Below are 20,700 nucleotides of genomic sequence, written 5' to 3'. Positions count from 1 at the left end.
TCGGCGCGTCGGAGCGCGGCGTGTATCACGGGCGCGCCTCGCCCCTCCTGTGCGGGTGATGGGGATCGGCCCCTGGCGTCGTGACGGCGCTCCGGTCCCCGCGGGGAGAGGATCATGGCAACGACGCACGACGACCTCGAGACCACGCCGCTGGAGGACCAGCAGGTCCCCGATGGCGTGATACTCGAGTCCGGGGAGGACGACGGCCCCGATGACGACCAGGCCCTGAGCAACGTGGGCCACGCGCTGGCGGCCCCCGAGCTCGCCGAGACGGAGTCCTTCTCCGGGATGGAGCCGGACGACGGCGCCGCCGACCAGGTGGAAATCGGCAGCCCTCCCGTGACGGAGGTGGGAGCCGAGGTCAGCACGGGGATGGAGAGCACCCTGGTGGACCTGGACACCCTGCCGGACATCGCGTGGGCCAGCTACGGCGAGCCCGACACGGTGGGAGCGGAGAGCATTCAGGGCTCCGATGACCGGGTACAGATCACGAACACCGCCAGCTACCCGTGGCGGGTGCACTGCAGCCTGCTGATCACCGCCCGCGACGGGTCCAGGTGGATCGGGACCGGGTGGTTCATCGGCCCCAAGACGGTGATGACGGCCGGGCACTGCGTGTTCATCCGCTCCAGCAACCCGGCCCGTCACGGCTGGGTGCGCTCGGTGGAGGTGATCCCCGGCCAAAACGGTGCCGTGCGCCCCTACGGGTCGGTGACCAGTTCCAACCTGCGCAGCGTGACCGGGTGGGTCAACTCCGGCCGGCGGCGCTCGGACTACGGGGCAATCATCCTGCCCACCGAGCTCGGCAACTCCACCGGGTGGCTCGGATTCGGCAACTTCTCGTTGCCGACGATCATGTCGAGCACGGCGAACCTGTCCGGGTACCCGGGAGACAAGCCGGCCGGGACGCAGTGGTACCACGGCTCGAGCGTGGTGTTCGTCTCGCCCTTCCGGGTGTTCTACCGCACGGACACGATGGGTGGCCAGAGCGGCTCCGCCGTCTACCGCCTGCGCAACGGGGCACGACACGCGTTCGCAATCCACGCCTACGGCGGCACCGGCAGCAACAGTGGCGCACGGATCACCAAGGGTGTCTTCGACATCATGAAGTCCTGGAAGAACGTCTGAGATGAGTGCCGGCGCAACACCACGGATCCGCGGCCACGTCCATGCCCCGGGCGGAGGGCCGACGGCGGAGGCCAGCGTGATGGTAACACAGGCCCCGGCGCCGACTCCCGATGTGGCAGCGATGACGTCCCCGGAGGGCGCCTTCGAGTTGGAGACCGTGGGCCGCGGCTCCTACCGCGTGCTGGTGACCGACGGGCATTCTCGGGTCGAGGTGCCCGTCCAGGTCGAGGACGAGGACGTGGAGGTGGAGGTCGAGTTGCCGCAGGACGCATGAGGCGAGGCCGCGGCCCATTCGGTGATCCAGTGGCGGTGTCCGTCATCCGGGACGGGCGCCGCCGCTCGGCGTTGCCCCGCGCCGTCGCCTAGCCTGGGAGCGGATCGCACGACCACCCGCACGACCACCCGCACCGCCACCCGCAAGGAGCATCATGCCCGTCGCCGTCGATGGCAGCCAGGCGAAGTTCGCCGAGTACGCCCACCCGGAGCGATTGGTCAGCACCGCGTGGCTGGCCGAGCACCTGGAGGATCCCGGCCTGGTGGTGGTGGAGTCGGATGAGGACGTGCTGCTGTACGAGACCGGGCACATCCCCGGCGCCGTGAAAGTGGACTGGCACCTGGACCTGAACGACCCGGTGGTGCGCGACTACGTGGGGGGCGCCGCGTTCGCCCGGCTCATGGGAGCCAAGGGCATCAGCCGGGACAGCACGATCGTGGTCTACGGCGACAAGTCGAACTGGTGGGCCGCCTACGCGCTGTGGGTCTTCAGACTCTTCGGGCACGAGGACGTGCGCCTGCTGGACGGCGGCCGGGACAAGTGGATCGCCGAGGACCGGCCGCTCACGACCGATCATCCGACCCCCACCCCGGTGGACTACCCCGTGGTGGAGCGGGACGACTCCGGCATCCGGGCCTTCAAGGAGGACGTGCTCGCCCACATCGGCAAGCCCCTGATCGACATCCGCTCCCCGCAGGAGTACACGGGCGAGCGCCTGCACATGCCGGACTACCCCGAGGAGGGGGCGCTGCGAGGCGGGCACATCCCCACCGCCCGGAACGTGCCGTGGGCGCGCTCGGTCTGCGAGGACGGCTCCTTCCGCCCGCGTGCGGAGCTCGAGGCGATCTACGGGTCCGACGGCGTGGGGCTGCGCCCCGAGGACGAGGTCGTCACCTACTGCCGCATCGGGGAGCGCAGCAGCCACACCTGGTTCGTGCTGACCTACCTGCTCGGCTACGACGCGGTGCGCAACTACGACGGTTCCTGGACCGAGTGGGGCAACGCGGTGCGGGTGCCGATCGTGGCGGGGCCGGAGCCGGGGATGGCCGCCGTTCCCGCCTGAGCCCCCCCTGCTCGCCGGGTCGTGGGTTCAGGCTGGCAGGATGGAGGGCATGAGCGATGCCACCCCCGCCGACCTGCCCGAGACCCTCGCCGGGATCCGGGAGGACTTCGTGGCCCTGAGCGTGGCGGACCGGCTGCAGCTGCTGCTGGAGTTCGCCAACGACCTGCCCGATCTGCCGGCGCGGTACGCCGACCACCCCGAGCTCCTCGAGCCGGTTCCGGAGTGTCAGGCGCCGATCGCGTTCTTCACCGAGGTGACGCCCGACGACGAGGGCACGCCCCGGGTGCAGTTCTTCGCCTCGGCGCCGCCCAGCGCCCCGACCTCGCGCGGCTTCGCGGGGATCCTCGCCGAGGGACTGGCGAACCTGACCCCCGAGCAGGTGGCCGCCGTTCCGGGCGACTACCCGATGACCCTGGGTCTGGCGGAGGCGGTCTCCGCGCTGCGGTTGCGGGGGATGAGTGCGCTGCTCGCCCGGGCGAAGGCGCAGGTGGAGCAGCACTCGCGAGCCCGGTGACGCCTCGGCGTGGCGCACATGTCGACGTGATCTGAGTACGCTGACGCTTGCGCTCGTCCGGGCGTCAGTTCTTCGTGCCGAAAGGGACCGTCGTGCCTGCTGACGTCGTCGTCTCGCTCTCCCTCGTCGTCCTCATTGCGGTGATGGCCCCGATCCTCACCTCGCGGCTGCGGATGGTGCCCGAGGTGGTGCTGCTGCTGGTCGGCGGCATGGTGATCGGCCCCCACGTGATGGGCATCGCCACGGACGGCGAGGCGATCGACCTGCTCTCCGAACTGGGCCTGGGGATGCTCTTCCTCATCGCCGGCTACGAGATCGAAGTTCCCGAACTCACGGGGCGCCGGGGCAAGCGCGCCTGGGTGGCCTGGCTGGTCAGCCTGGCGCTGGCCATCGGGCTGGTGTCCGTGCTCGGCGTGATGGGCGATTCCGGCACCGCCGGACTCTCGGTCGCGATCGCGATGACCGCCACGGCGCTGGGGACCCTCCTGCCGATCCTGCACGAGGCCGGGCTGAAGAACACCGCCGTGGGCAGGTCCGTCACTGTGCACGGCGCCGTGGGGGAGCTGGGGCCGGTGCTGGCCATGGCGCTGCTGATCGGGACGCGCAACACCCTTGTCTCGCTCCTGGTCCTGCTGGCGTTCGCCGCCGTGGCCGTGGTCGCCGCCGTGATCCCGTTGCGCCTGCAGCGGGTGTCCACGCGGCTGAAGGAGCTCATCAGGTACAAGTCGGAGACCACCTCCCAGCTCGGCGTGCGCATCACCCTCCTGCTGCTGATCCTGCTGATCACGGTCGCCGCCTTGATGGACCTGGACATCATCCTGGGGGCCTTCGCCGCCGGCTTCATCCTGCGCCGTCTCCTGCCCCAGGGCGACGAGCGACTGGAGATGAAGCTCGATGCGATCGGATACGGGTTCCTCATCCCGATCTTCTTCGTGATCTCCGGCATGAGCATCTCCCCGGCGAGCGTGGCGGCCGACCCGACGCTGCTGATCGGCTTCCTCGTGGTGATGATCGTGGTGCGCGGCGTGCCGGTCTGGGTCGAGCTGCGGCTGGACCGGCGCAGCGATCTCACCCCGAACGGGAGGCTTCAGGTCGCGACCTACTCCGCGACCAGCCTGCCGATGATCGTGGCTGTGATGAGCGTGGCGGTCGCCGCCGAGGCCGTGCCCTCCGACATCGCGGGCGTGTTGGTGGCCGCCGGCGCGCTCAGCGTTCTCGTGATGCCGCTGATGGCGCAGGCCGTAGGGGCCTACGGCCGCCGCAACGGACTGCCGGACGAGGTGCCGGCCGAGAGGGGATAGCGCATGGCCGGGGGACTAGCCGCACTGCTGGACGACGTCGCGGCGATCGCGAAGATCGCCGCCGCCTCGGTGGACGACATCGGGGCCGCCGCGGGTCGCGCGAGCGCGAAGGCGGTCGGGGTGGTCGTCGACGACGCCGCCGTCACGCCGCGATTCGTGCACGGCGCGAAGCCGAACCGCGAGCTGCCGATCATCAGGAAGATCGCCATCGGATCGATCCGCAACAAGCTGCTGATCATTCTGCCGGCCGCGCTGCTGCTGAGTGAGTTCCTGCCCTGGCTGCTCACCCCGATCCTCATGCTGGGCGGCACCTACCTCGCCTACGAGGGCGCGGAGAAGATCTGGGAGAGGCTCGCCCACCACGAGACCACCCACCGCCCCGCCGTGGAGCAGGGGCCGGAGGCGGAGAAGGTGATGATCTCCGGGGCCATCCGCACCGACCTCGTGCTCTCCGCGGAGATCATGGTGATCTCACTCAACGAGGTCGCCGCGGAGACGTTCTGGATGCGCGCCGTCGTGCTTGTCGTGGTCGCGTTCGCCATCACCGCCCTGGTGTACGGGGTCGTGGCGCTGATCGTGAAGATGGACGACGTCGGGCTGCGGCTCGCGCAACGGGAGAACCAGGCCGTGGCTCGCCTGGGAGTGGGCCTGGTGCGTGCGATGCCCGCCGTGCTGGCAGCGCTGGCCACCGTGGGGATCGCCGCGATGCTGTGGGTCGGCGGGCACATCCTGCTGGTCGGCGCGGATGAACTCGGCTGGCACGCCCCCTACGAGCTGGTGCACCACACCGAGGAGTGGGTGCTGCACGCCACGGGCGCCCTCGGGGGCTTCCTCGGATGGCTGACCAACACGATCGGCTCCGCGATCGCCGGCGTGGTGGTGGGCGCCGTGGTGGTGGCCGTGGTCACCGGTATCGGCCGGCTGCGCCACGGCCCGGGGCACACCCCTCAGGCGTCGGCTGGGTCTGCTGGGTCGGCCGACCCGCCCGAGGAACCCTCGCCGTCGAACGGCTCGTAGCAGTCGTAGGTCTCGATCTGCGCGATCGCCCCGTCCCGGATGGTGACGAACTGCGCGAGGTGCGCCGTCAGGCGCTGACCGGCGCGGAAGGGCCCGGCGTCCACGGCGATCTCGGCGTTCCAGGTGGCCCGCGCGATCGCCGTCGGGCCGCTCTCGATCACGTCCCAGGTGCGGTACCGCTGCCAGGCCAGCAGGCCTGCGCCGGCGGCCGAGGCCGCCAGCATCGCCTCCAGCGGCGTGGTCGCCCCGCGGGGGTTGAGCAGGTTCGGGCGTTCCAGGGTCTGGGCATCGGGGGTGAACAGGTGGCGCAGTTGTTCACCGTGGTCGCCGGACTCCAGCGCGCGGTGCAGTTCGTGAAGGTGCTCTGCGGGTGTGCGGCTCATGCCCACGATGGTAGGGAAGACGACCCGGTACTCGCAGTACCGGGTACCGTGGGCGCGTGAACTCCCCGCAGCGCGCCCGGGTCGTGATGCCCGTGAGATGGTCCGACATCGACCTGTTCGGCCACGTGAACAATGCCGCGTTCCTGCGCTTCCTGGACGATGCGCGCTTCACCGCCTTCCCCTCGATGGGTGTGGACGCCGCCGGTCGCATCACCGACCGGGTGCTCGTGGTGGTCAAGCACGAGATCGACTACCAGGCCGCGATCCCCTTCACCGCAGACCCGGTGGCCGTGGAGGTGTGGGTCACCCGGATCGGGAGCTCCTCGGTCGACCTCGGCTACGAAGTCTCCTCCACCGGCGGCGACCGCACCTACCTGGTGGCGCGCTCCCGCATGGTGCAGGTGAACCAGGGCACCGGGCGCTCGCAGCCGTTCGACGACGCGGAGCGTGCCGAGTTCGAGCAGTACCTCGGCGAGGTCCCCGCGCTGCGCGGCTGGTAGCGCCGCGCAGCGCGGTCCTCGTCACCTCACAGGCGGGGATCCACCAGGATCTTCACCGCGGTCTCGTTGCGGTTGATGAGGGTGTCGAAACCCTTCTCCACGAGGTCGTCCAGCCCGATCGTGGCGGTGATGAACGGCTTGAGGTCCACCTTGCCGGACTTCACCAGAGCGATCGTCTCCGGGTGAGAGTTGACGTAGGCGATCGTGCCGCGCAGATCGACCTCCTTCAGCACCAGGTGCTGCATGTCCAGCGTGGCCGGCTTGCCCCAGATGGACACGACGACGATCACCCCGGTGGGCTTGACCGCCTCGAAGAGGGTGTCGAGCGCGGGCTGCACCGAGGTGCACTCGAAGGCGATGTCGGCGCCCCGACCGGTGAGCTCGCGGACCTTCGCCACGACGTCGACCTCGCGCGGGTCGAACACGTGGTCGGCCACGCCCGTCTCCAGCGCCTTGCTGCGGCGGAGCGGACTCGGTTCGGAGATCGCGACCGTGATGCCCTCGGCCTTCAGGACGGCGGCGGTCAGCAGGCCGATCGGCCCCGCGCCGGTGATCAGGGCGACGTCACCGGCCTTGCCGCCCGAGCGCTTGAAGGCGTGGTAGCCGACCGAGAGGGGCTCGATCAGTGCCGCCTCGTCCAGGGGGATGTCGCCCACCGGGTGGACCCAGCGTCGCTTCACCACGATCTTCTCCGACAGGCCGCCGCCTCCGCCGCCCAGGCCGATGAAGGTCATGTTCGGCGAGAGGTGGTAGGCATCGTTCTCGGTGCTGGTGTCGACGTCCTCGCCGAGAATGTAGGGCTCGACCACGACGCGGTCACCCACCGCGAGATCCGTCACACCCTCTCCGACGGCGTTGACCACACCGGACATCTCGTGGCCCATGGTCACCGGCGCCGACTCACCGGAGATCGGGTGCGGGTGACCCGCGGGCGGCACGAAGATCGGGCCCTCCAGGTACTCGTGCAGGTCGGAGCCGCAGATGCCGCAGTAGGCGATGTCGATGCCCACGGTGCCGGGCTCGAGTGTGGGCTCGGGGATGTCCTCGATGCGGATGTCGCCGCGGTCGTAGTATCGAGCAGCCTTCATGATCGCTCCTTCACGCGAGGGGCGAGGCAGGCGGTGTCTCGCCCGAACGGCCGATGGTGGACCCATCTCCTTCGACCGTAGGAGACCACTTTCTGCGCGGCGTGGGACGTTGGGCCCTTCCATCCGCGACAACGTGTGCCCCGTGCCGGTACCGTCGCACAGCATGAGCCCTCCTGGACGGATGTGGCATTTCACCAGCGCCTGGCCGCTGCCGGTGGACACCACCCGCGCCTGGGAGGTGCTCACCGACACCCCGTCCTGGCCCCACTGGTGGCCGGGGCTGCGCGTCGTCCCGATCCGCACCACCGAGCACGGCTGGATCGGTGCCCGCTCCGCGCTGGACTTCCGGGCACCCGGCTACCGGCTGCGGCTCGGGCTGGAGGTGAGCGAGGCCCAGCCACCGCAGCGCCCGGGGGAACCAGCCGCGGTGGTGCTGCGCGCCGTCGGGGACCTGCGGGGCGTGGCCCGTGCCCGCATCGAGCCCACCGGCGTTGCTGGGGCGGCTGCGCCGTCCTGCCTGGTCCGCATCGATTGGCGGGTGCGGACCGTGCGTCCGGCCCTGCGCGTGGGGGAGCGGCTTGCGCCCTGGGCACTCGCGGCCAGTCACGCCCACGTGATGAGCGCGGGGGAGCGCGGGCTGCGGACCTACCTTGAGACCCCCGGGCGCCCAACGAGGTGACCGGGCGCCCCGACCCTAGACTCGCCTGCGTGAGTGTCACCGCATCCGCGCCCCCGCAGCCCCTGCACCCGCTGGACATCGCGCCGTTCCCGCGCCCGGAGCGCTCGCGGGCGCTGCTGGCGGCGATGGCCACCCGGGTGGTGGTCGCCGACGGCGCGATGGGCACGATGATCCAGCGGCACGACCCGACGCTGGCGGACTACGCCGACCTGGAGGGCTGCAACGAGATCCTCACCCTCACCCGGCCCGACATCATCGCCGCCGTGCACGATTCCTTCCTCGCGGCCGGGTCGGACTGCATCGAGTCGAACACCTTCGGCGCGAACTACTCCAACCTCTCCGACTACGGCATCGCCGAGCGCATCACCGAACTGGCCCGCGCGGGCGCTGCCCTGGCGCGCGAACGCGTGGAGGCGGCGGCCGCCGAGGACGGCCGGATGCGGTGGGTGCTCGGCTCGATGGGTCCCGGCACCAAGCTGCCGAGCCTCGGGCACATCTCCTACGCCCAACTGCGGGACACCTTCGCCGAGGCCGCCACCGGACTGATCGAGGGCGGCGCCGACGCGTTCCTCGTGGAGACCTCCCAGGACCTGCTGCAGACGAAGGCCGCGGTGAACGGCTGCAAGGCCGCGATCGTGGCGGCGGGGGTGCGGCTGCCCATCTTCGTGGAGGTCACCGTGGAGACCACCGGCACCATGCTCGTGGGCTCGGAGATCACGGCCGCGCTGACCGCCCTGGAGGCCCTCGGAGTGGATGCCATCGGGCTGAACTGCGCGACCGGGCCCGCGGAGATGAGCGAGCACCTGCGGCAGCTCTCCCAGCGCTCCCGGGTGCCGATCGTGTGCATGCCGAACGCCGGACTGCCGGTGCTCGGCAAGGACGGCGCCGAGTACCCCCTGACCCCGGCCGAGCTCGCCAGCGCGCACGAGCAGTTCGTCAAGGAGTTCGGGATCTCCCTGGTGGGCGGATGCTGCGGCACCACGCCGGAGCACCTCGCGGCCGTGGTGGAGCGGGTGCGGGACCTGCCCCTGCCCGAGCGCACCCCCACCCCCGAGCCCGGGGTGGCGAGCCTGTACCAACACGTCCCCTTCGCCCAGGACGCCTCCTACCTCGCGATCGGGGAGCGCACCAACGCCAACGGCTCCAAGGCCTTCCGCGAGGCGATGCTGGAGGGCAACTGGGAGGAGTGCGTGCAGATCGCGCGCAACCAGATCCGGGTGGGTGCCCACCTGCTGGACGTGTGCGTGGACTACGTGGGGCGTGACGGCGTGGCGGACGTCAGCGAGGTCGTCGCCCGGTTCGCCTCGGCCTCCACCCTGCCGCTGGTGGTGGACTCCACCGAGCCGGCGGTGCTCGCCGCGGGGCTGGAGCGGATCGGCGGTCGGCCCGTGGTGAACTCCGTCAACTACGAGGACGGCGACGGCGAGGGCTCCCGGTTTGCACGCATCATGCCGCTGGTGCGCGAACACGGGGCGGCCGTGGTCGCCCTCACCATCGACGAGGAGGGGCAGGCCCGCACCGCCGAGCACAAGGTCGCGATCGCCACCCGGCTGATCACCGAGCTCACCCAGACCTGGGGGCTGGAGGTCTCCGACATCATCGTGGACTGCCTCACCTTCCCGATCGCCACCGGTCAGGAGGAGACCCGGCGGGACGCGATCGAGACCATCGAGGCGATCCGGCGCGTCACCGAGGCCTTCCCCGGCGTGCACACCACGCTCGGTGTCTCCAACGTCTCCTTCGGCCTCAACCCGGCCGCCCGCAGTGTACTGAACTCCGTGTTCCTGCACGAGGCCGTGCAGGCGGGCCTGGACTCCGCGATCGTGGACGCCGCGAAGATCGTGCCGCTGGCCTCCCTCACCCCCGAGCAGCGCGAGACGGCGCTGGACCTGGTGTGGGACCGACGCCGCTACGACGAGGATGGCACCCTGGTGGACGACCCGTTGACCCGGATGCTGGACCTGTTCGCGGGGGTGAACGCCCAGGCGCTGCGCGATGCCCGCGCCGCCGAGCTCGCCTCCCTGCCGGTCGGGGAGCGGCTGCAGCGCCGCATCATCGACGGCGAGTCCAAGGGGCTGGCCGACGACCTGACCGAGGCGATGGCCGGGGGCCTCTCGGCGCTGGACATCGTCAACGAGCACCTGCTGGCCGGCATGAAGGTGGTGGGGGAGCGGTTCGGCGCCGGGGAGATGCAGCTGCCGTTCGTGCTCACCAGCGCCGAGGTGATGAAGAGCGCCGTCGCACTCCTGGAACCCCACATGGAGCGCACCGACGAGGCCGGTAAGGGCACCATCGTGCTGGCGACCGTGCGCGGCGACGTGCACGACATCGGCAAGAACCTCGTGGACATCATCCTGACCAACAACGGCTACACCGTGGTCAACCTCGGCATCAAGCAGCCCATCGCGGACATCATCGCCGCCGCCGAGGAGCACCGGGCGGACGTGATCGGGATGTCCGGCCTGCTGGTCAAGTCGACCATGGTGATGAAGGAGAACCTCGCCGAGCTCACCGCCCGCGGCCTGGCCGAGCGCTGGCCCGTGCTGCTGGGCGGCGCCGCCCTGACCCGCCCCTTCGTGGAGGACGACCTGCAGGGGGAGTTCCCCGGCGTGGTGCGCTACGCCCGGGACGCCTTCGAGGGCCTCGCCCTCATGGAGCCGCTCGTGGCGATCGCCCGCGGCGCGGATGCGGACTCCGTGGGCCTGCCCGCGCTGCGCAAGCGCCGCACCGCCCGCAGCACCCTGAGCGTCACCGAACCCGAGGCGATGCCGCAGCGCTCCGACGTGGCCACCGACAACGCCGTACCCGCGCCCCCGTTCTGGGGCACCCGGATCGTGCGCGGGGTGCCACTGGCGGAGTTCTCCGCCTTCCTGGACGAGCGCGCCACCTTCATGGGGCAGTGGGGCCTCAAGCCCGGGCGCGGGGAGGGCGGCGCCTCCTACGAGGAGCTGGTCGCCACCGAGGGGAAGCCCCGGCTGCGGTACTGGCTGGACCGGATCCTCGCCGAGGGGATGCTGGATGCCTCGGTGGCCTACGGGTACTTCCCCGTGTACAGCGCGGGGAGCGAGGTGGTGGTGCTCCACCACGGCGACGACCCCACCGGCGTGCTCGGCACACCCGGGCTGCTCGCGCCCGACGGCGGCAGCGGCGGCGGGCTCGGGCTCGACGCCGAGCGGCTGCGCTTCACCTTCCCGCGTCAGCGCCGCGACCGGCACCTGTGCCTGGCGGACTTCGTGCGCTCCCGGGAGGCGGTGGAGGCGCAGGGGCGGGTGGACGTGCTGCCCATCCAGCTCGTCACGGCCGGGGCCCACGTGGATGAGGTGACGGCGCAGATGTTCGCGCAGGACTCCTATCGCGACTACCTCGAACTCAACGGCCTCGTGATGCAGCTGACCGAGGCGCTCGCGGAGTACTGGCACGCGCGCATCCGCGCCGACCTCGGCTTCGGCGACGAGGAGCCGGCGCAGAAGGAGGGCCTGTTCAAGCTGGAGTACCGCGGGGCGCGGTTCTCCCTGGGCTATCCCGCCTGCCCGGACATGGCCGACCGCCGCAAGGTGGTGGAACTGCTGCGCCCGGAGCGGATGGGCGTGCAGTTGAGCGAGGAGCTCCAGCTGCACCCCGAGCAGTCCACGGACGCGTTCGTGTTCCACCACCCGGAGGCCAAGTACTTCAGCGTCTGACCCTCCGCGAGGCACTCCCGTCCCGTCCGCGAGGCAGTTCTGCAGGCACCTCGAGGTGGTTCTGCAGGCACCAGCGTGGGCGGGTTCAGCCCAGGCGCGCCCGTCGCAGGGCCGCCAGCACCGCCGGTCCGGCGAGACACACCCCGACCACGGTGGTCACCGCGCGCACGAGGTCCCAGGTGAGGGTCGAGGTGACCAGGGAGTACGCCAGGAACGAGGCGAGGTTCGTGCCCAGGCCCGCATCGCCGTCGTAGCTGATGCTCGCCCCGGACCCGATCGCGAACGGCCAGAACCACAGGTTCATCGCCAGCCCGAAGCCGAAGGAGGCGAGCGCGCCGTAGGCCGCCAGCGCCGCGATCTCCGCGCGTCCGCGCAGGCGAGCGGGCAGGAGCCCCGCGCCAGCCCCCACCCATGCGCACGCCATCATCTGGAACGGTGTCCACGGCCCGAACCCGCTGACCAGCGAGGACACCGCGATCACCAGCACCCCCAGCAGGTAGGCGAAGCGCGCACCATAGGCCCGCCCGGCGAGGATCAGCACGATGAACACCAGCTCCACCCCGCCGGCGCCCGTGCCCGCGATCCGCACCGCCGCCCCCACCGCGGTCAGCGTGCCGAGCATGGCCAGGGTCCGGGCCGAGCGCAGAGAACCGTCCAGCATCACCACGGCGAGCAGCACCAGCAGCGGCACCAGCGCCAGGGCGGCGTAGGGGACGGCGGCGCGGGCCTGGGAGGGGGCGGCCGGCGCCAGTAGCGGCCACGCGAACGCGAGTGCCGCGATCAGGTTCGTCGTCGCGAGCGCCAGCACACCCGGCCATCGGCGGGCGCTGGCGCCCTGCGACGGCGCGGCCGGTGCGCTCGGCGCGCTCGGTGCGCTCACGCCGGCACCCCCGCGCGCAGCGACCCGTCCCGGATCCCGATCACCCGGTCGGCCAGCGCGACGAACACGGGATCGTGGCCGGCCAGGAGCACCCCGGTGCCCGACTCCGCCATTTCCCGCAGCGCCCGCCGCATCGCCGTGCTCGTGTGCGGATCCAGCCCGCGCCCCGGTTCGTCGATCAGCAGCACGCGGGGGCGCGCCGCGAGCTGGAGCGCGAGTGCCAGCACCCGGCGCTGCCCGTGCGAGAGGTCCCGGGGGTGCCGCTGCGCCACATCGGCGCCCAGCCAGGCCGTCAGGCGCTGCAACGTCTCCCCGGGCGTTCGCCGCCACCGCCGGTCGGCCCGCGCGCACTCCGCCGCCACGGTGAGGTGGAAGAACAGGTCCTCGCACGCATCGGGCACCAGGGCGATCGCGCGGGGGCGATCCCGGCCCGACGGCGCCGGCTCACCCTCGATGCTCACCGGCACCTCCCCGAGGGCGAGGGCCAGCAGCAGGCTGGTCTTGCCTGACCCGACCGCGCCGGTGAGCGCCACTATCTCCTGCCCGACGGCGATTCGGCCGCCGCGGATCACGCTCACGGTGCCGCGGGTCACCTCGAGCGCGGGCGCCACGAGGATCGGGGCGTCGGGCTCGCCCGAGTTCGCGGTCGGGGTCGCGGCGGGGTCCACGCTCGGCGCGGCGGCGCACCGAGCCGAAGCGTCCGCGCCGTCGTCCGTGCCGTCGTCCGTGCCGTCGTCCGTGCCGTCGTCAGTGCCGTCGTCCGCGTGCACGGAGCCGTCCGCGATGGCCAGCATGTGCACGCCCGGGCGGACCAGGGGCCCGGGCCGGTGCTCGGCCACGAGGACCGCGGTGCCGGAGGCGGCCACCGCGCGCAGCGCCGCCGCGACGCGCTCGGCGCTCGCGGCGTCCAGGTCCGCCAGCGGCTCATCGGCGAGCAGCAGTGCCGGACCGTGTGCGCTCGCCGCGGCGATCGCGACGAGCTGGGCCTGCCCGGCGGAGAGGCTCGCGGTGCGGCGGGGGAGCAGGGCGGTGATGGCGAGGGCCTGCGCGATCCTTGCCACGCGGCGATCGAGGTCGCCCGCGCCCAGGGTGCGTGAGGCCAGGCCGATCTCCTCCGCCACCGTCTCGGTCGCGAAGGACAACCGGGGCTCCTGCGCCACGTACCCGATCAGGCCGGTGGCGGTCTCGGCCGGCACGCCCGCGATCCGCACCACGGAGGCGGACTCGGCCTCGGTGGCGAGGCTCCCATCGCTCGGGGCGAGGCCGGCGGCCGCGCGCAGCAGCGTGGTCTTCCCGGAGCCGGTCGGGCCCGTCAGCACGGCGAACCCACCCGGCGGCAGGTCGAGGTCGGCCCGCAGGTGCCAGTGGTCGTAGGCCAGGTCGGCGTGCAGCGACAGGGCGGGCGCCGCCGTGTCAGCGGCGGCGACGGCGCGCCCCCCGAAACCGCGCAGGTGCATGGAGGTGCCGAGCGTCACCGCCCGTTCCACGGTGCGTTCCAGCACCGGCACGAGCAGGGCCGCCGGCCCGCCCTCACCACGCAGCCGGCGGGCGCGGGAGACCTCCCGCACGCTGTGCGCGAGCGCGGGTGCCGTGGCCCACGCGATCACGAGGGCCTGGGCCACCCCGCCGAAGGGTCCACGCCCGCTGAGGCGGGCGCACACCGCCGGCACGTCCACTACGGCGGCGACCGCGCCGAACGCGAGGATCAGCCCGGCGATCGGGAGCGCCGAGGTTGCTGCCGCCGTCACGCCGTCGAGCGTCACGTCGCCCAGCAGCACCACGTGGTCCACCGGTGAGGGCAGCCGCACCTGCGGGAGGGACAGCAGGAGCGGCCCCTCGCCGTCGAGCCCCGCGAAGATTCCCCGGTAGACCACCCGCAGCAGCACGAAGGCCACGGCCGCCAGTGCGGCGGCCAGCAGCGGTGCGGGGCGGAACCGGATCACTCGCTAGAGGCTCTCGGGCTGCCCGTTCAGCACGAACAGCAGGCCGAGGGCGGAACCGGGCTCGACCTGCAGGGTGTCCACACCCTCCGGGGCGTACTCCCATGCGCCATCCGTCTGCAGCCACAGCGACCAGTACGCATCAGCCGAGGGCATGCCCTCGCAGGTCTCCACGATCTCGCTGCCGTCGTCGGCGAGCAGGGTGGTGTCCTCGGCCGGGACGCCGTTGACCCGGCAGACCACGGCGTCGCCGAACTCCTGGGTGCCCTCCGTCTCGACGCCCGCCTGCGCGAGCACCTCGGTGGCGGCGATCGCGGCGTCCGCCTCGATGCACCAGGTGCCCGCGACGCCCGTGTCGGGCATGTCGCCGGTGTCGACCACGAGGGCGACCCCGCTGCACTCGGCGGGGTCCGCTGTCGCGATGTCGGAGGAGGTGGCGGAGTCCGTCGAGTCGGCGTCGCCGTCGGAGTCGGCTCCGCTGCACGCGGTGAGCAGCGGCAGAGCGAGCAGGGCGGGCGCGAGGGAACGGGTCCAGGTCATGGGCACAAGGGTGCCACGCGGGCACGACGGCGCAGGCTGCCAAACGCTGCCGTCTCACCGCACAGGACGGCAGGTGGGCCCGGGCGATACCGGGGGCGTGAGCCGCGCCACGCGCGGGTCGGGACCTTCTCCCCGCGAATCGCGGGCCCACCCTCGGGAGGATCGTGGGGTGCTCACCCTCCCCGCGACCGTCGATGTCCAGCTCGAGCAGGCCCGCCACAAGGTGGCCGGCACCCACAGGCCGCTGCGCTACCTCGTGTCCGCGATGCTCGCGGGGATGTTCATCGGGGTGGGGGTGGTCCTCATGGTCTCCACCGCCGGGCCCTTCCTCGCGGACGGCGATCCGGCGGCGAAGCTCGTCTCCGGGGCGGTGTTCAGCGTGGCTCTCACCCTGGTGGTGTTCTGCGGGGGCGAGTTGGTCACCAGCGCCATGATGATCCTCACCCAGGGCGCCGTGACGCGCCGGATCGGTGCGCTCGCGGCCTTGGGCACGCTGGTCTTCTGCTTCCTGGGGAACCTGCTCGGCTCGATGGCCTTCGGCTGGGCGGTGGTGCACTCCGGCGTGCTGCACTCCAACGCCGCGGCGGGGGGCATGGTGGCGGACATGCTCGCCGCGAAGGCGGGGGAGGGTGCGGGTGAACTGTTCCTGCGCGGCGTGCTGTGCAACGTGCTGGTGTGCCTGGCGATCTGGGGAGCGAACCGGCTGCGCAGCGAGGCCGGCAAGGCGATCGTGATCTTCTGGGCGATCTTCGCGTTCATCTCCAGCGGCTTCGAGCACGTGGTGGCGAACATGACCACGTTCTCCCTGGGTCTGTTCTCCGGGGAGGAACTCACCACGTGGGGCGAGTTCGGGCGCAACATGCTGTTCGTCGGCACCGGGAACCTGGTGGGCGGCGCGGTGGTGGTGGGCCTGGGGTACCTCGTGGCCTCGGGGTGGTTCTCCTCGCCGTCGGCGGTGGCCGCGGGAGTCGGCGTGCGTGGTGGCGCGGACGAGGGCGGTGCTGACCGGGGGCGCGCCGGCGGTGACGGCGGTGTCACGCGCGCGGGCGCCGAGGAGCCGGGTTCGCCAGTCCCGGCGCCCGAGGCAGATGAAGCGCACGAGCGCGTGACCGCGCCGCGCTGACCTGCGCTGACCTGCGTCAGGCTGCGCTGACCCGCGACGGGCGTGCCGGCGGACCGCCGCGAGCGGCGCGAGGCGCCGGGCCGGCCACGACCCGGGGCGGGGGACCCGGCGAGCTGGCGTCCGCACGCGCCCGGGCGACCGCAGCGCTCTCCGCGGGCGGTGGAAGCGATACCAAACCGTTATCCCCCGGGCGCCCCGTGTGATTGACGGCACATGGGAGCGCGGCCATACTGGAACCACATTGGGAGCGCTTCCACACCCGAGCAACGACGTCCGGGTCCCCCCGGGCGATCACCGTAGGTCACGAGCAAGACCTCGGGACGCGCAGTGTGGAAGCGGTTCCACTCGGCGGCTCAAGGATGGTCCGCCACCAGGGTCGGGTACCCCCAACCAGCCCGATCGCGACGAAGGAGTCATTGTGCGCACGAACACCAGAAGGGGCGCGGTCTTCGCGGCCGGCGTCGTCTCGCTGTCCATGGTCCTGGCCGCCTGCGGGAGCGATTCCTCCAGCGACACGGAGTCGGAGGACGCCGGCAGCGACACCTCCGAGGAGACCGAGGGCTCGGACGAGGCGGCCTCCGACGAGCAGATCGAGCTCACCGTCACCGTCTTCGGTAACGGCGGCTACGAGGGCGACGCGGACGGGAACAACAACCTCTTCCGTCTCTACGAGGAGACCCACCCCAACGTCACCATCAAGGAGACCAACGCCGGTCAGGGCGGCGACGCGCTGACCGCGCTCCTGAACGCCATCGGCGCCGGCGGCGTGGGCCTCCCGGACGTCCAGATGATCGAGGAGGGCTGGCGCGGCCAGATGGACGAGCTCAGCGGCTCGTTCGTCGACCTGACCGAGTACGGCGCCGAGGACATCAAGGACCGCTGGGTCGACTGGAAGTTCGAGCAGGCCGTCTCCTCCGACGGCAAGGTCTGGGGCTACGGCACCGACATCGGCCCGCAGGGCCTGTGCTACGACGCCACCCTGCTGGAGGAGTCCGGCATCGCCAGCAGCCGCGAGGAGTTCGCTGAGGCCCTCGGCGGCGCCGACGCCACCTGGGACGACTTCTGGAGCGTGGGTGAGGAGTTCACCTCCGCGACCGGTGTGCCGTGGCTCGGGGTCTCCTCCTTCGCGATGAACTCCTTCGTGAACCAGCAGGAGGAGGGCTACTACACCGCCGACGGTGAGCTCAACACGGACAACCCGGAGATCCAGGCGTTCCTCACCCAGATCGTGAACGCCACCAACGACGGGCTGACCGCGAAGATCGACGCCTGGACCTGGAACAACGAGGACTTCCACGGCAACTTCGGCGTGCACGTGTGCCCGGGCTGGATGCTCGGCGCGATCACCGAGGCCGTGAGCACCGGTGACCACCAGTGGGACTTCGCTGACGTGTTCCCCGGCGGCGCGACCAACTGGGGCGGATCCTTCTTCGGCGTGACCACCGAGGCGGAGAACCCCACCGCCGCGGCCGAGCTCGCCGACTGGCTGACCGCTCCGGAGCAGCAGATCATCGCCTTCCAGAACGCCGGTGCCTACCCGAGCCAGGTGGAGGCGCAGACCGACGTGGCCGTCACCGAGCTGACCAACGAGGTCTTCAACGAGGCTCCGGTCGGTGAGATCCTCTCCAGCCGCGCCGAGGGTGTGGTGGCCCAATACAAGGGCCCGCAGGACTCGGTCATCCAGGACACCGTGATGGGTGGCGTGATCTCCGAGCTCAACGCCGGTCAGATCTCCACTCCCGAGGAGGCCTGGGAGCGGTTCCAGGCGCTGCTGGCGGAGAACGGGATCGAGTGATCGAACCCCCCTCCCCATCAGCCCCACGCTGACGGAGGTGTCGGCCGTCGGTGCGCAGCCCCCCGCGCATCGGCGGCCGGCCCCGCCGCCACCCAGGAAGTGAGACCCATGACCGACCTCGCAACGCGCGACGGCGAGAGCACCGCCACCCCGGATGCTCTGCGGGAGGAGCGTCGCCGCCGGATGAGCCCGCGCGACAAGTGGCGGCGCTTCACCTACCGCTTCACGCCGTACCTGTACATCTCCCCGTTCTTCATCATCTTCGCCGTCGTGGGCCTCTTCCCCCTGGCGTTCACCGCATTCGTCTCCTTCTACGACTGGCGGCTGACCACCCAGAGCGTGGACGACGCCACGTTCATCGGCCTGCAGAACTACTCCGACGTGCTCTTTGGCAACGCGGTGTTCTGGACCTCCCTGGCCAACACGTTCTCGATCTTCCTGATCTCCACCATCCCGCAGATCATCATCGCGACCTTCATCGCGGTGATGCTGGACCGCAACCTGCGCGCCAAGACGTTCTGGCGGATGGGTGTGCTGCTGCCCTACGTGGTGGCGCCCGTGGCCATTGCCATCATCTTCTCCGCGATCTTCCGTGATCCCACGCAGGGCGGACTGATGAACTCCCTGCTGGAGTTGGTGGGCCTGGACCCGGTGAACTGGAAATCGGACCGCATCCCCTCGCACATCGCGATCGCCCTCATGGTGAACTTCCGCTGGACGGGCTACAACGCCCTGATCCTGCTGGCCGCCATGCAGGCTGTGCCGCGCGACCTGTACGAGGCCGCAGCCCTGGACGGCGCGGGAGCCATGCGACGGTTCTTCAGCGTCACGCTGCCCTCCATCCGCGGCACGATGATCTTCGTGGTCATCACCGCCACCATGGGCGGACTGCGCATCTTCGACGAGGTGCGGATGTACGACCCCCGCCCCGGGTCCGTGGGCGGCCCCGGCGGCATCTTCCGCACCGTGGTGCTGTACATGTACGACACGGGCTTCAACGGCGCCAAGGGTGATCTTGGCAAGGCCTCCGCGATCGCCTGGCTGTTGTTCTTCATCATCCTGATCTTCGCCGGCCTCAACTTCTGGCTCTCGGGTCGGATCGCCACCGACGGCAGTGGCAAGAAGGTCAGCAAGCGCCAACTGCGCCGTGAGGCCGCCGCCATCGTCAACGAGCAGGAGGGTGCGCGATGAGCGCCGTCGGATCCCTGGAGACCACCGGGAAGCGCACCCCGGACAAGGCGCTGCGCAAGCCGCGCCGCACGATGCTCGTGGAGCGTCCCCGGTGGTGGGTCTACGCCATCCTCGGTGCCATCGTGGCGGGCTCACTGTTCCCGCTGTACTGGTCCTACGTCATCGCGTCCACCACCTCCGGGAACGCGAACGCGCGCATCCCCGTGCTGGTGCCGGGCGGGAACTTCCTCTCCAACGCCGCCCGGGTGATCGACACCATCCCGTTCTGGGGTGCACTGGCCAACTCGTTGTTCATCTCGGTGGTCGTCACCGCCTCCACGCTGTTCTTCTGCACCCTGGCCGGGTACGCCTTCGCCAAGCTCCCGTTCAAGGGCAGCAAGTGGCTCTCGGCGTTCGTGGTGCTCACCCTCGCCGTGCCGCCGCAGCTCGGCGCGGTCGGCCTGTACCGCCTGATGGCGGACTGGGGCTGGACCGGCACGATCGGCGCGGTGATCTTCCCCGTGCTCGTCAGTGCGTTCGGGGTGTTTTTCATGCGCCAGTACCTGGAGGGCGTGATCCCCACCGAGCTCATCGAGGCCGCCCGGATGGACGGCGCCGGTCAGTTCCGCACCTTCATGACGGTGGCGGTCCCCGCCGCGCGGCCGGCCGCCGCGGTGCTGGGCCTGTTCACCTTCATCACCACCTGGACGGACTTCTTCTGGCCGTTCCTGGTGCTGCGGGACCCGGACGTGCAGACCCTGCAGACCGCGCTCGCTCAGCTGTGGGCCAGCTCGGGGAACAACCCGGACATGTCCCTGATCCTCACCGGCTCGCTGATGTCGATCATCCCGCTGCTGATCCTGTTCGTGATCGCCGGCAAGCAGCTGGTGGCCGGCATTATGTCGGGCGCCGTGAAGAGCTGACGCACCGACCCAGCGATCGGCCGTCAATCGAGGCCGACGACGACGAGGCTCACCTCGGCGTCGTCGGCCTCGCTCAGTTTCTCGGCGGTGCGCACGGCCTTCTTCACCGGCAGCACGTAGGACCCGGCCTCGGTGCTGGGGAACAGTGAGGTGTCCCAGGTGCTCGAGCCGATCGTCACCCGCACCTTCACGGAGCCGAACCCGCCCTGCAGGCCCGTGGTGCGGGCGTCGATCTCGTCCGCCATCGCCTCGGGCAGGGTGAGGAAGAACCAGCTCGTGTCGCTCTCACCCATCCTGGTGCGCCACAGCGGGGCCGTGAAGGTGTACGCCATGGCGCCCAGCGTAGGGCGGCACTGGGCCGGGTGGGCGGACGGTCGACGCCCGGGCCGATCGACTGGGCGGGGCGCGAGTCATGGCCGACGGCGTAGGCTCGCTAGTCTGGTACCGCCGCCCTCGTAGCTCAATGGATAGAGCAACGGCCTTCTAATCCGTAGGTTGCAGGTTCGAGTCCTGCCGGGGGCACCATTCCTCGCGGTGGGCGGGTGGTCCCTCGCTGAGGGCGGTGCACCGGGGGTCGGCGCGAATTCCCACCACCGGGTGTAGGTGTTTGACCTGCGGCGATGCGTGGGCACGCTCACACCGTGCCCCAGTGCACCGCCCGCAGCGAGGGGTACACCGCCCATGGCGAGACGGCGTCGTCCG

Annotated in this window: 19 protein-coding genes and 1 tRNA gene; 14 read left to right on the top strand and 6 right to left on the bottom strand. The window is 71.2% G+C overall.

From position 1 onward, the window contains the following. Positions 1-114 precede the first annotated feature (114 nt). The 6 genes from ATL40_RS07670 to ATL40_RS07645 all read left to right on the top strand — a co-directional run bounded on the left by ATL40_RS07670 (position 115) and on the right by ATL40_RS07645 (position 5,297). On the top strand, positions 115-1,128 hold the full coding sequence (locus ATL40_RS07670; protein WP_211283083.1) for a trypsin-like serine peptidase: 1,014 nt from the start codon (positions 115-117) through the stop codon (positions 1,126-1,128). A gap of 1 nt (position 1,129) precedes the next feature. Then, the gene (locus ATL40_RS07665; protein WP_098469027.1) at positions 1,130-1,402 is read left to right on the top strand and encodes a carboxypeptidase regulatory-like domain-containing protein; all 273 of its coding nucleotides are present in this window, start codon (positions 1,130-1,132) and stop codon (positions 1,400-1,402) included. 154 nt (positions 1,403-1,556) lie between these two features. Beyond that, complete coding sequence (locus tag ATL40_RS07660) at positions 1,557-2,465, top strand: sulfurtransferase (RefSeq protein ID WP_098469026.1); 909 nt, start codon at positions 1,557-1,559, stop codon at positions 2,463-2,465. Between the two features lie 49 nt (positions 2,466-2,514). Next, positions 2,515-2,979, top strand: coding sequence for a SufE family protein (locus ATL40_RS07655; RefSeq protein ID WP_098469025.1), 465 nt, complete (start codon positions 2,515-2,517; stop codon positions 2,977-2,979). A 92-nt stretch (positions 2,980-3,071) separates the two neighbouring features. Continuing rightward, entirely contained in the window at positions 3,072-4,280 is a 1,209-nt protein-coding gene (locus ATL40_RS07650) for a cation:proton antiporter (protein WP_098469024.1), read from the top strand. Positions 4,281-4,283: 3 nt separating this feature from the next. Next, entirely contained in the window at positions 4,284-5,297 is a 1,014-nt protein-coding gene (locus tag ATL40_RS07645) for a DUF808 domain-containing protein (RefSeq protein ID WP_098469023.1), read from the top strand. On the opposite strand, the gene ATL40_RS07640 is transcribed toward ATL40_RS07645, so the two are convergent. Beyond that, positions 5,228-5,680, bottom strand: a complete 453-nt coding sequence (locus tag ATL40_RS07640) for a nuclear transport factor 2 family protein (protein ID WP_098469022.1) — start codon at positions 5,678-5,680, stop codon at positions 5,228-5,230. The two genes, ATL40_RS07645 and ATL40_RS07640, sit on opposite strands and share 70 nt — an antisense overlap. 56 nt (positions 5,681-5,736) lie before the next feature. Between ATL40_RS07640 and ATL40_RS07635 the strand changes: the two genes are divergently transcribed. After that, entirely contained in the window at positions 5,737-6,180 is a 444-nt protein-coding gene (locus ATL40_RS07635; protein ID WP_245866872.1) for an acyl-CoA thioesterase, read from the top strand. A gap of 26 nt (positions 6,181-6,206) precedes the next feature. Here the strand turns inward: ATL40_RS07635 and ATL40_RS07630 are convergent, their stop codons facing one another. After that, positions 6,207-7,268: a 2,3-butanediol dehydrogenase gene (locus tag ATL40_RS07630; RefSeq protein WP_098469021.1), complete on the bottom strand. Its 1,062-nt coding sequence runs from the start codon at positions 7,266-7,268 to the stop codon at positions 6,207-6,209. A 163-nt stretch (positions 7,269-7,431) separates the two neighbouring features. Between ATL40_RS07630 and ATL40_RS07625 the strand changes: the two genes are divergently transcribed. Further along, complete coding sequence (locus tag ATL40_RS07625) at positions 7,432-7,947, top strand: SRPBCC family protein (protein WP_143556900.1); 516 nt, start codon at positions 7,432-7,434, stop codon at positions 7,945-7,947. 125 nt (positions 7,948-8,072) lie between these two features. Next, positions 8,073-11,627, top strand: coding sequence for a methionine synthase (gene metH / locus ATL40_RS07620; RefSeq protein ID WP_098470357.1), 3,555 nt, complete (start codon positions 8,073-8,075; stop codon positions 11,625-11,627). An 85-nt stretch (positions 11,628-11,712) separates the two neighbouring features. On the opposite strand, the gene ATL40_RS07615 is transcribed toward metH, so the two are convergent. Genes ATL40_RS07615 through ATL40_RS07605 form a run of 3 tightly spaced genes read right to left on the bottom strand, consistent with a single transcriptional unit; the run spans position 11,713 to position 14,987 of the window. Further along, complete coding sequence (locus tag ATL40_RS07615) at positions 11,713-12,507, bottom strand: ECF transporter S component (protein ID WP_098469019.1); 795 nt, start codon at positions 12,505-12,507, stop codon at positions 11,713-11,715. After that, positions 12,504-14,450, bottom strand: coding sequence for an ATP-binding cassette domain-containing protein (locus ATL40_RS07610; protein WP_098469018.1), 1,947 nt, complete (start codon positions 14,448-14,450; stop codon positions 12,504-12,506). Before ATL40_RS07610 ends, ATL40_RS07615 begins: the two co-directional genes overlap by 4 nt. A 3-nt stretch (positions 14,451-14,453) precedes the next feature. Beyond that, positions 14,454-14,987: a hypothetical protein gene (locus ATL40_RS07605; RefSeq protein ID WP_098469017.1), complete on the bottom strand. Its 534-nt coding sequence runs from the start codon at positions 14,985-14,987 to the stop codon at positions 14,454-14,456. A gap of 169 nt (positions 14,988-15,156) precedes the next feature. Here ATL40_RS07605 and ATL40_RS07600 point away from each other — a divergent pair, with 169 nt between their 5' ends. The 4 genes from ATL40_RS07600 (at position 15,157) to ATL40_RS07585 (ending at position 19,998) form a co-directional block, all read left to right on the top strand. Further along, positions 15,157-16,110, top strand: coding sequence for a formate/nitrite transporter family protein (locus tag ATL40_RS07600; protein ID WP_098469016.1), 954 nt, complete (start codon positions 15,157-15,159; stop codon positions 16,108-16,110). Between the two features lie 418 nt (positions 16,111-16,528). Beyond that, positions 16,529-17,905, top strand: coding sequence for an ABC transporter substrate-binding protein (locus ATL40_RS07595; protein ID WP_098469015.1), 1,377 nt, complete (start codon positions 16,529-16,531; stop codon positions 17,903-17,905). A 108-nt stretch (positions 17,906-18,013) separates the two neighbouring features. Then, positions 18,014-19,096: a carbohydrate ABC transporter permease gene (locus ATL40_RS07590; protein ID WP_098469014.1), complete on the top strand. Its 1,083-nt coding sequence runs from the start codon at positions 18,014-18,016 to the stop codon at positions 19,094-19,096. Further along, entirely contained in the window at positions 19,093-19,998 is a 906-nt protein-coding gene (locus ATL40_RS07585) for a carbohydrate ABC transporter permease (protein ID WP_098469013.1), read from the top strand. Before ATL40_RS07590 ends, ATL40_RS07585 begins: the two co-directional genes overlap by 4 nt. A 23-nt stretch (positions 19,999-20,021) precedes the next feature. Here ATL40_RS07585 and ATL40_RS07580 read toward each other — a convergent pair whose 3' ends face one another. Then, entirely contained in the window at positions 20,022-20,330 is a 309-nt protein-coding gene (locus ATL40_RS07580; protein ID WP_098469012.1) for a DUF1905 domain-containing protein, read from the bottom strand. Between the two features lie 117 nt (positions 20,331-20,447). On the opposite strand from ATL40_RS07580, the gene ATL40_RS07575 reads away from it, so the two are divergent. Beyond that, a tRNA-Arg gene (locus tag ATL40_RS07575) sits at positions 20,448-20,523 on the top strand. The last annotated feature ends 177 nt before the right edge of the window (positions 20,524-20,700 follow it).

The sequence above is a fragment of the Serinibacter salmoneus genome (assembly GCF_002563925.1).
Classification (GTDB): Bacteria; Actinomycetota; Actinomycetes; order Actinomycetales; family Beutenbergiaceae; genus Serinibacter; species Serinibacter salmoneus.
This window is presented reverse-complemented; position numbering and strand designations above follow the sequence as displayed.

Bases quoted from the DNA above. Each gene is read 5' to 3' on its own strand.
- ATL40_RS07585 (WP_098469013.1), top strand. From the start codon at position 19,093: ATGAGCGCCGTCGGATCCCTGGAGACCACCGGGAAGCGCACCCCGGAC.
- ATL40_RS07655 (WP_098469025.1), top strand. From the start codon at position 2,515: ATGAGCGATGCCACCCCCGCCGACCTGCCCGAGACCCTCGCCGGGATC.
- ATL40_RS07640 (WP_098469022.1), bottom strand. From the start codon at position 5,680: ATGAGCCGCACACCCGCAGAGCACCTTCACGAACTGCACCGCGCGCTG.
- ATL40_RS07580 (WP_098469012.1), bottom strand. From the start codon at position 20,330: ATGGCGTACACCTTCACGGCCCCGCTGTGGCGCACCAGGATGGGTGAG.
- ATL40_RS07605 (WP_098469017.1), bottom strand. From the start codon at position 14,987: ATGACCTGGACCCGTTCCCTCGCGCCCGCCCTGCTCGCTCTGCCGCTG.
- ATL40_RS07660 (WP_098469026.1), top strand. From the start codon at position 1,557: ATGCCCGTCGCCGTCGATGGCAGCCAGGCGAAGTTCGCCGAGTACGCC.
- ATL40_RS07630 (WP_098469021.1), bottom strand. From the start codon at position 7,268: ATGAAGGCTGCTCGATACTACGACCGCGGCGACATCCGCATCGAGGAC.
- ATL40_RS07665 (WP_098469027.1), top strand. From the start codon at position 1,130: ATGAGTGCCGGCGCAACACCACGGATCCGCGGCCACGTCCATGCCCCG.
- metH (WP_098470357.1), top strand. From the start codon at position 8,073: ATGGCCACCCGGGTGGTGGTCGCCGACGGCGCGATGGGCACGATGATC.
- ATL40_RS07670 (WP_211283083.1), top strand. From the start codon at position 115: ATGGCAACGACGCACGACGACCTCGAGACCACGCCGCTGGAGGACCAG.
- ATL40_RS07625 (WP_143556900.1), top strand. From the start codon at position 7,432: ATGAGCCCTCCTGGACGGATGTGGCATTTCACCAGCGCCTGGCCGCTG.
- ATL40_RS07590 (WP_098469014.1), top strand. From the start codon at position 18,014: ATGACCGACCTCGCAACGCGCGACGGCGAGAGCACCGCCACCCCGGAT.
- ATL40_RS07645 (WP_098469023.1), top strand. From the start codon at position 4,284: ATGGCCGGGGGACTAGCCGCACTGCTGGACGACGTCGCGGCGATCGCG.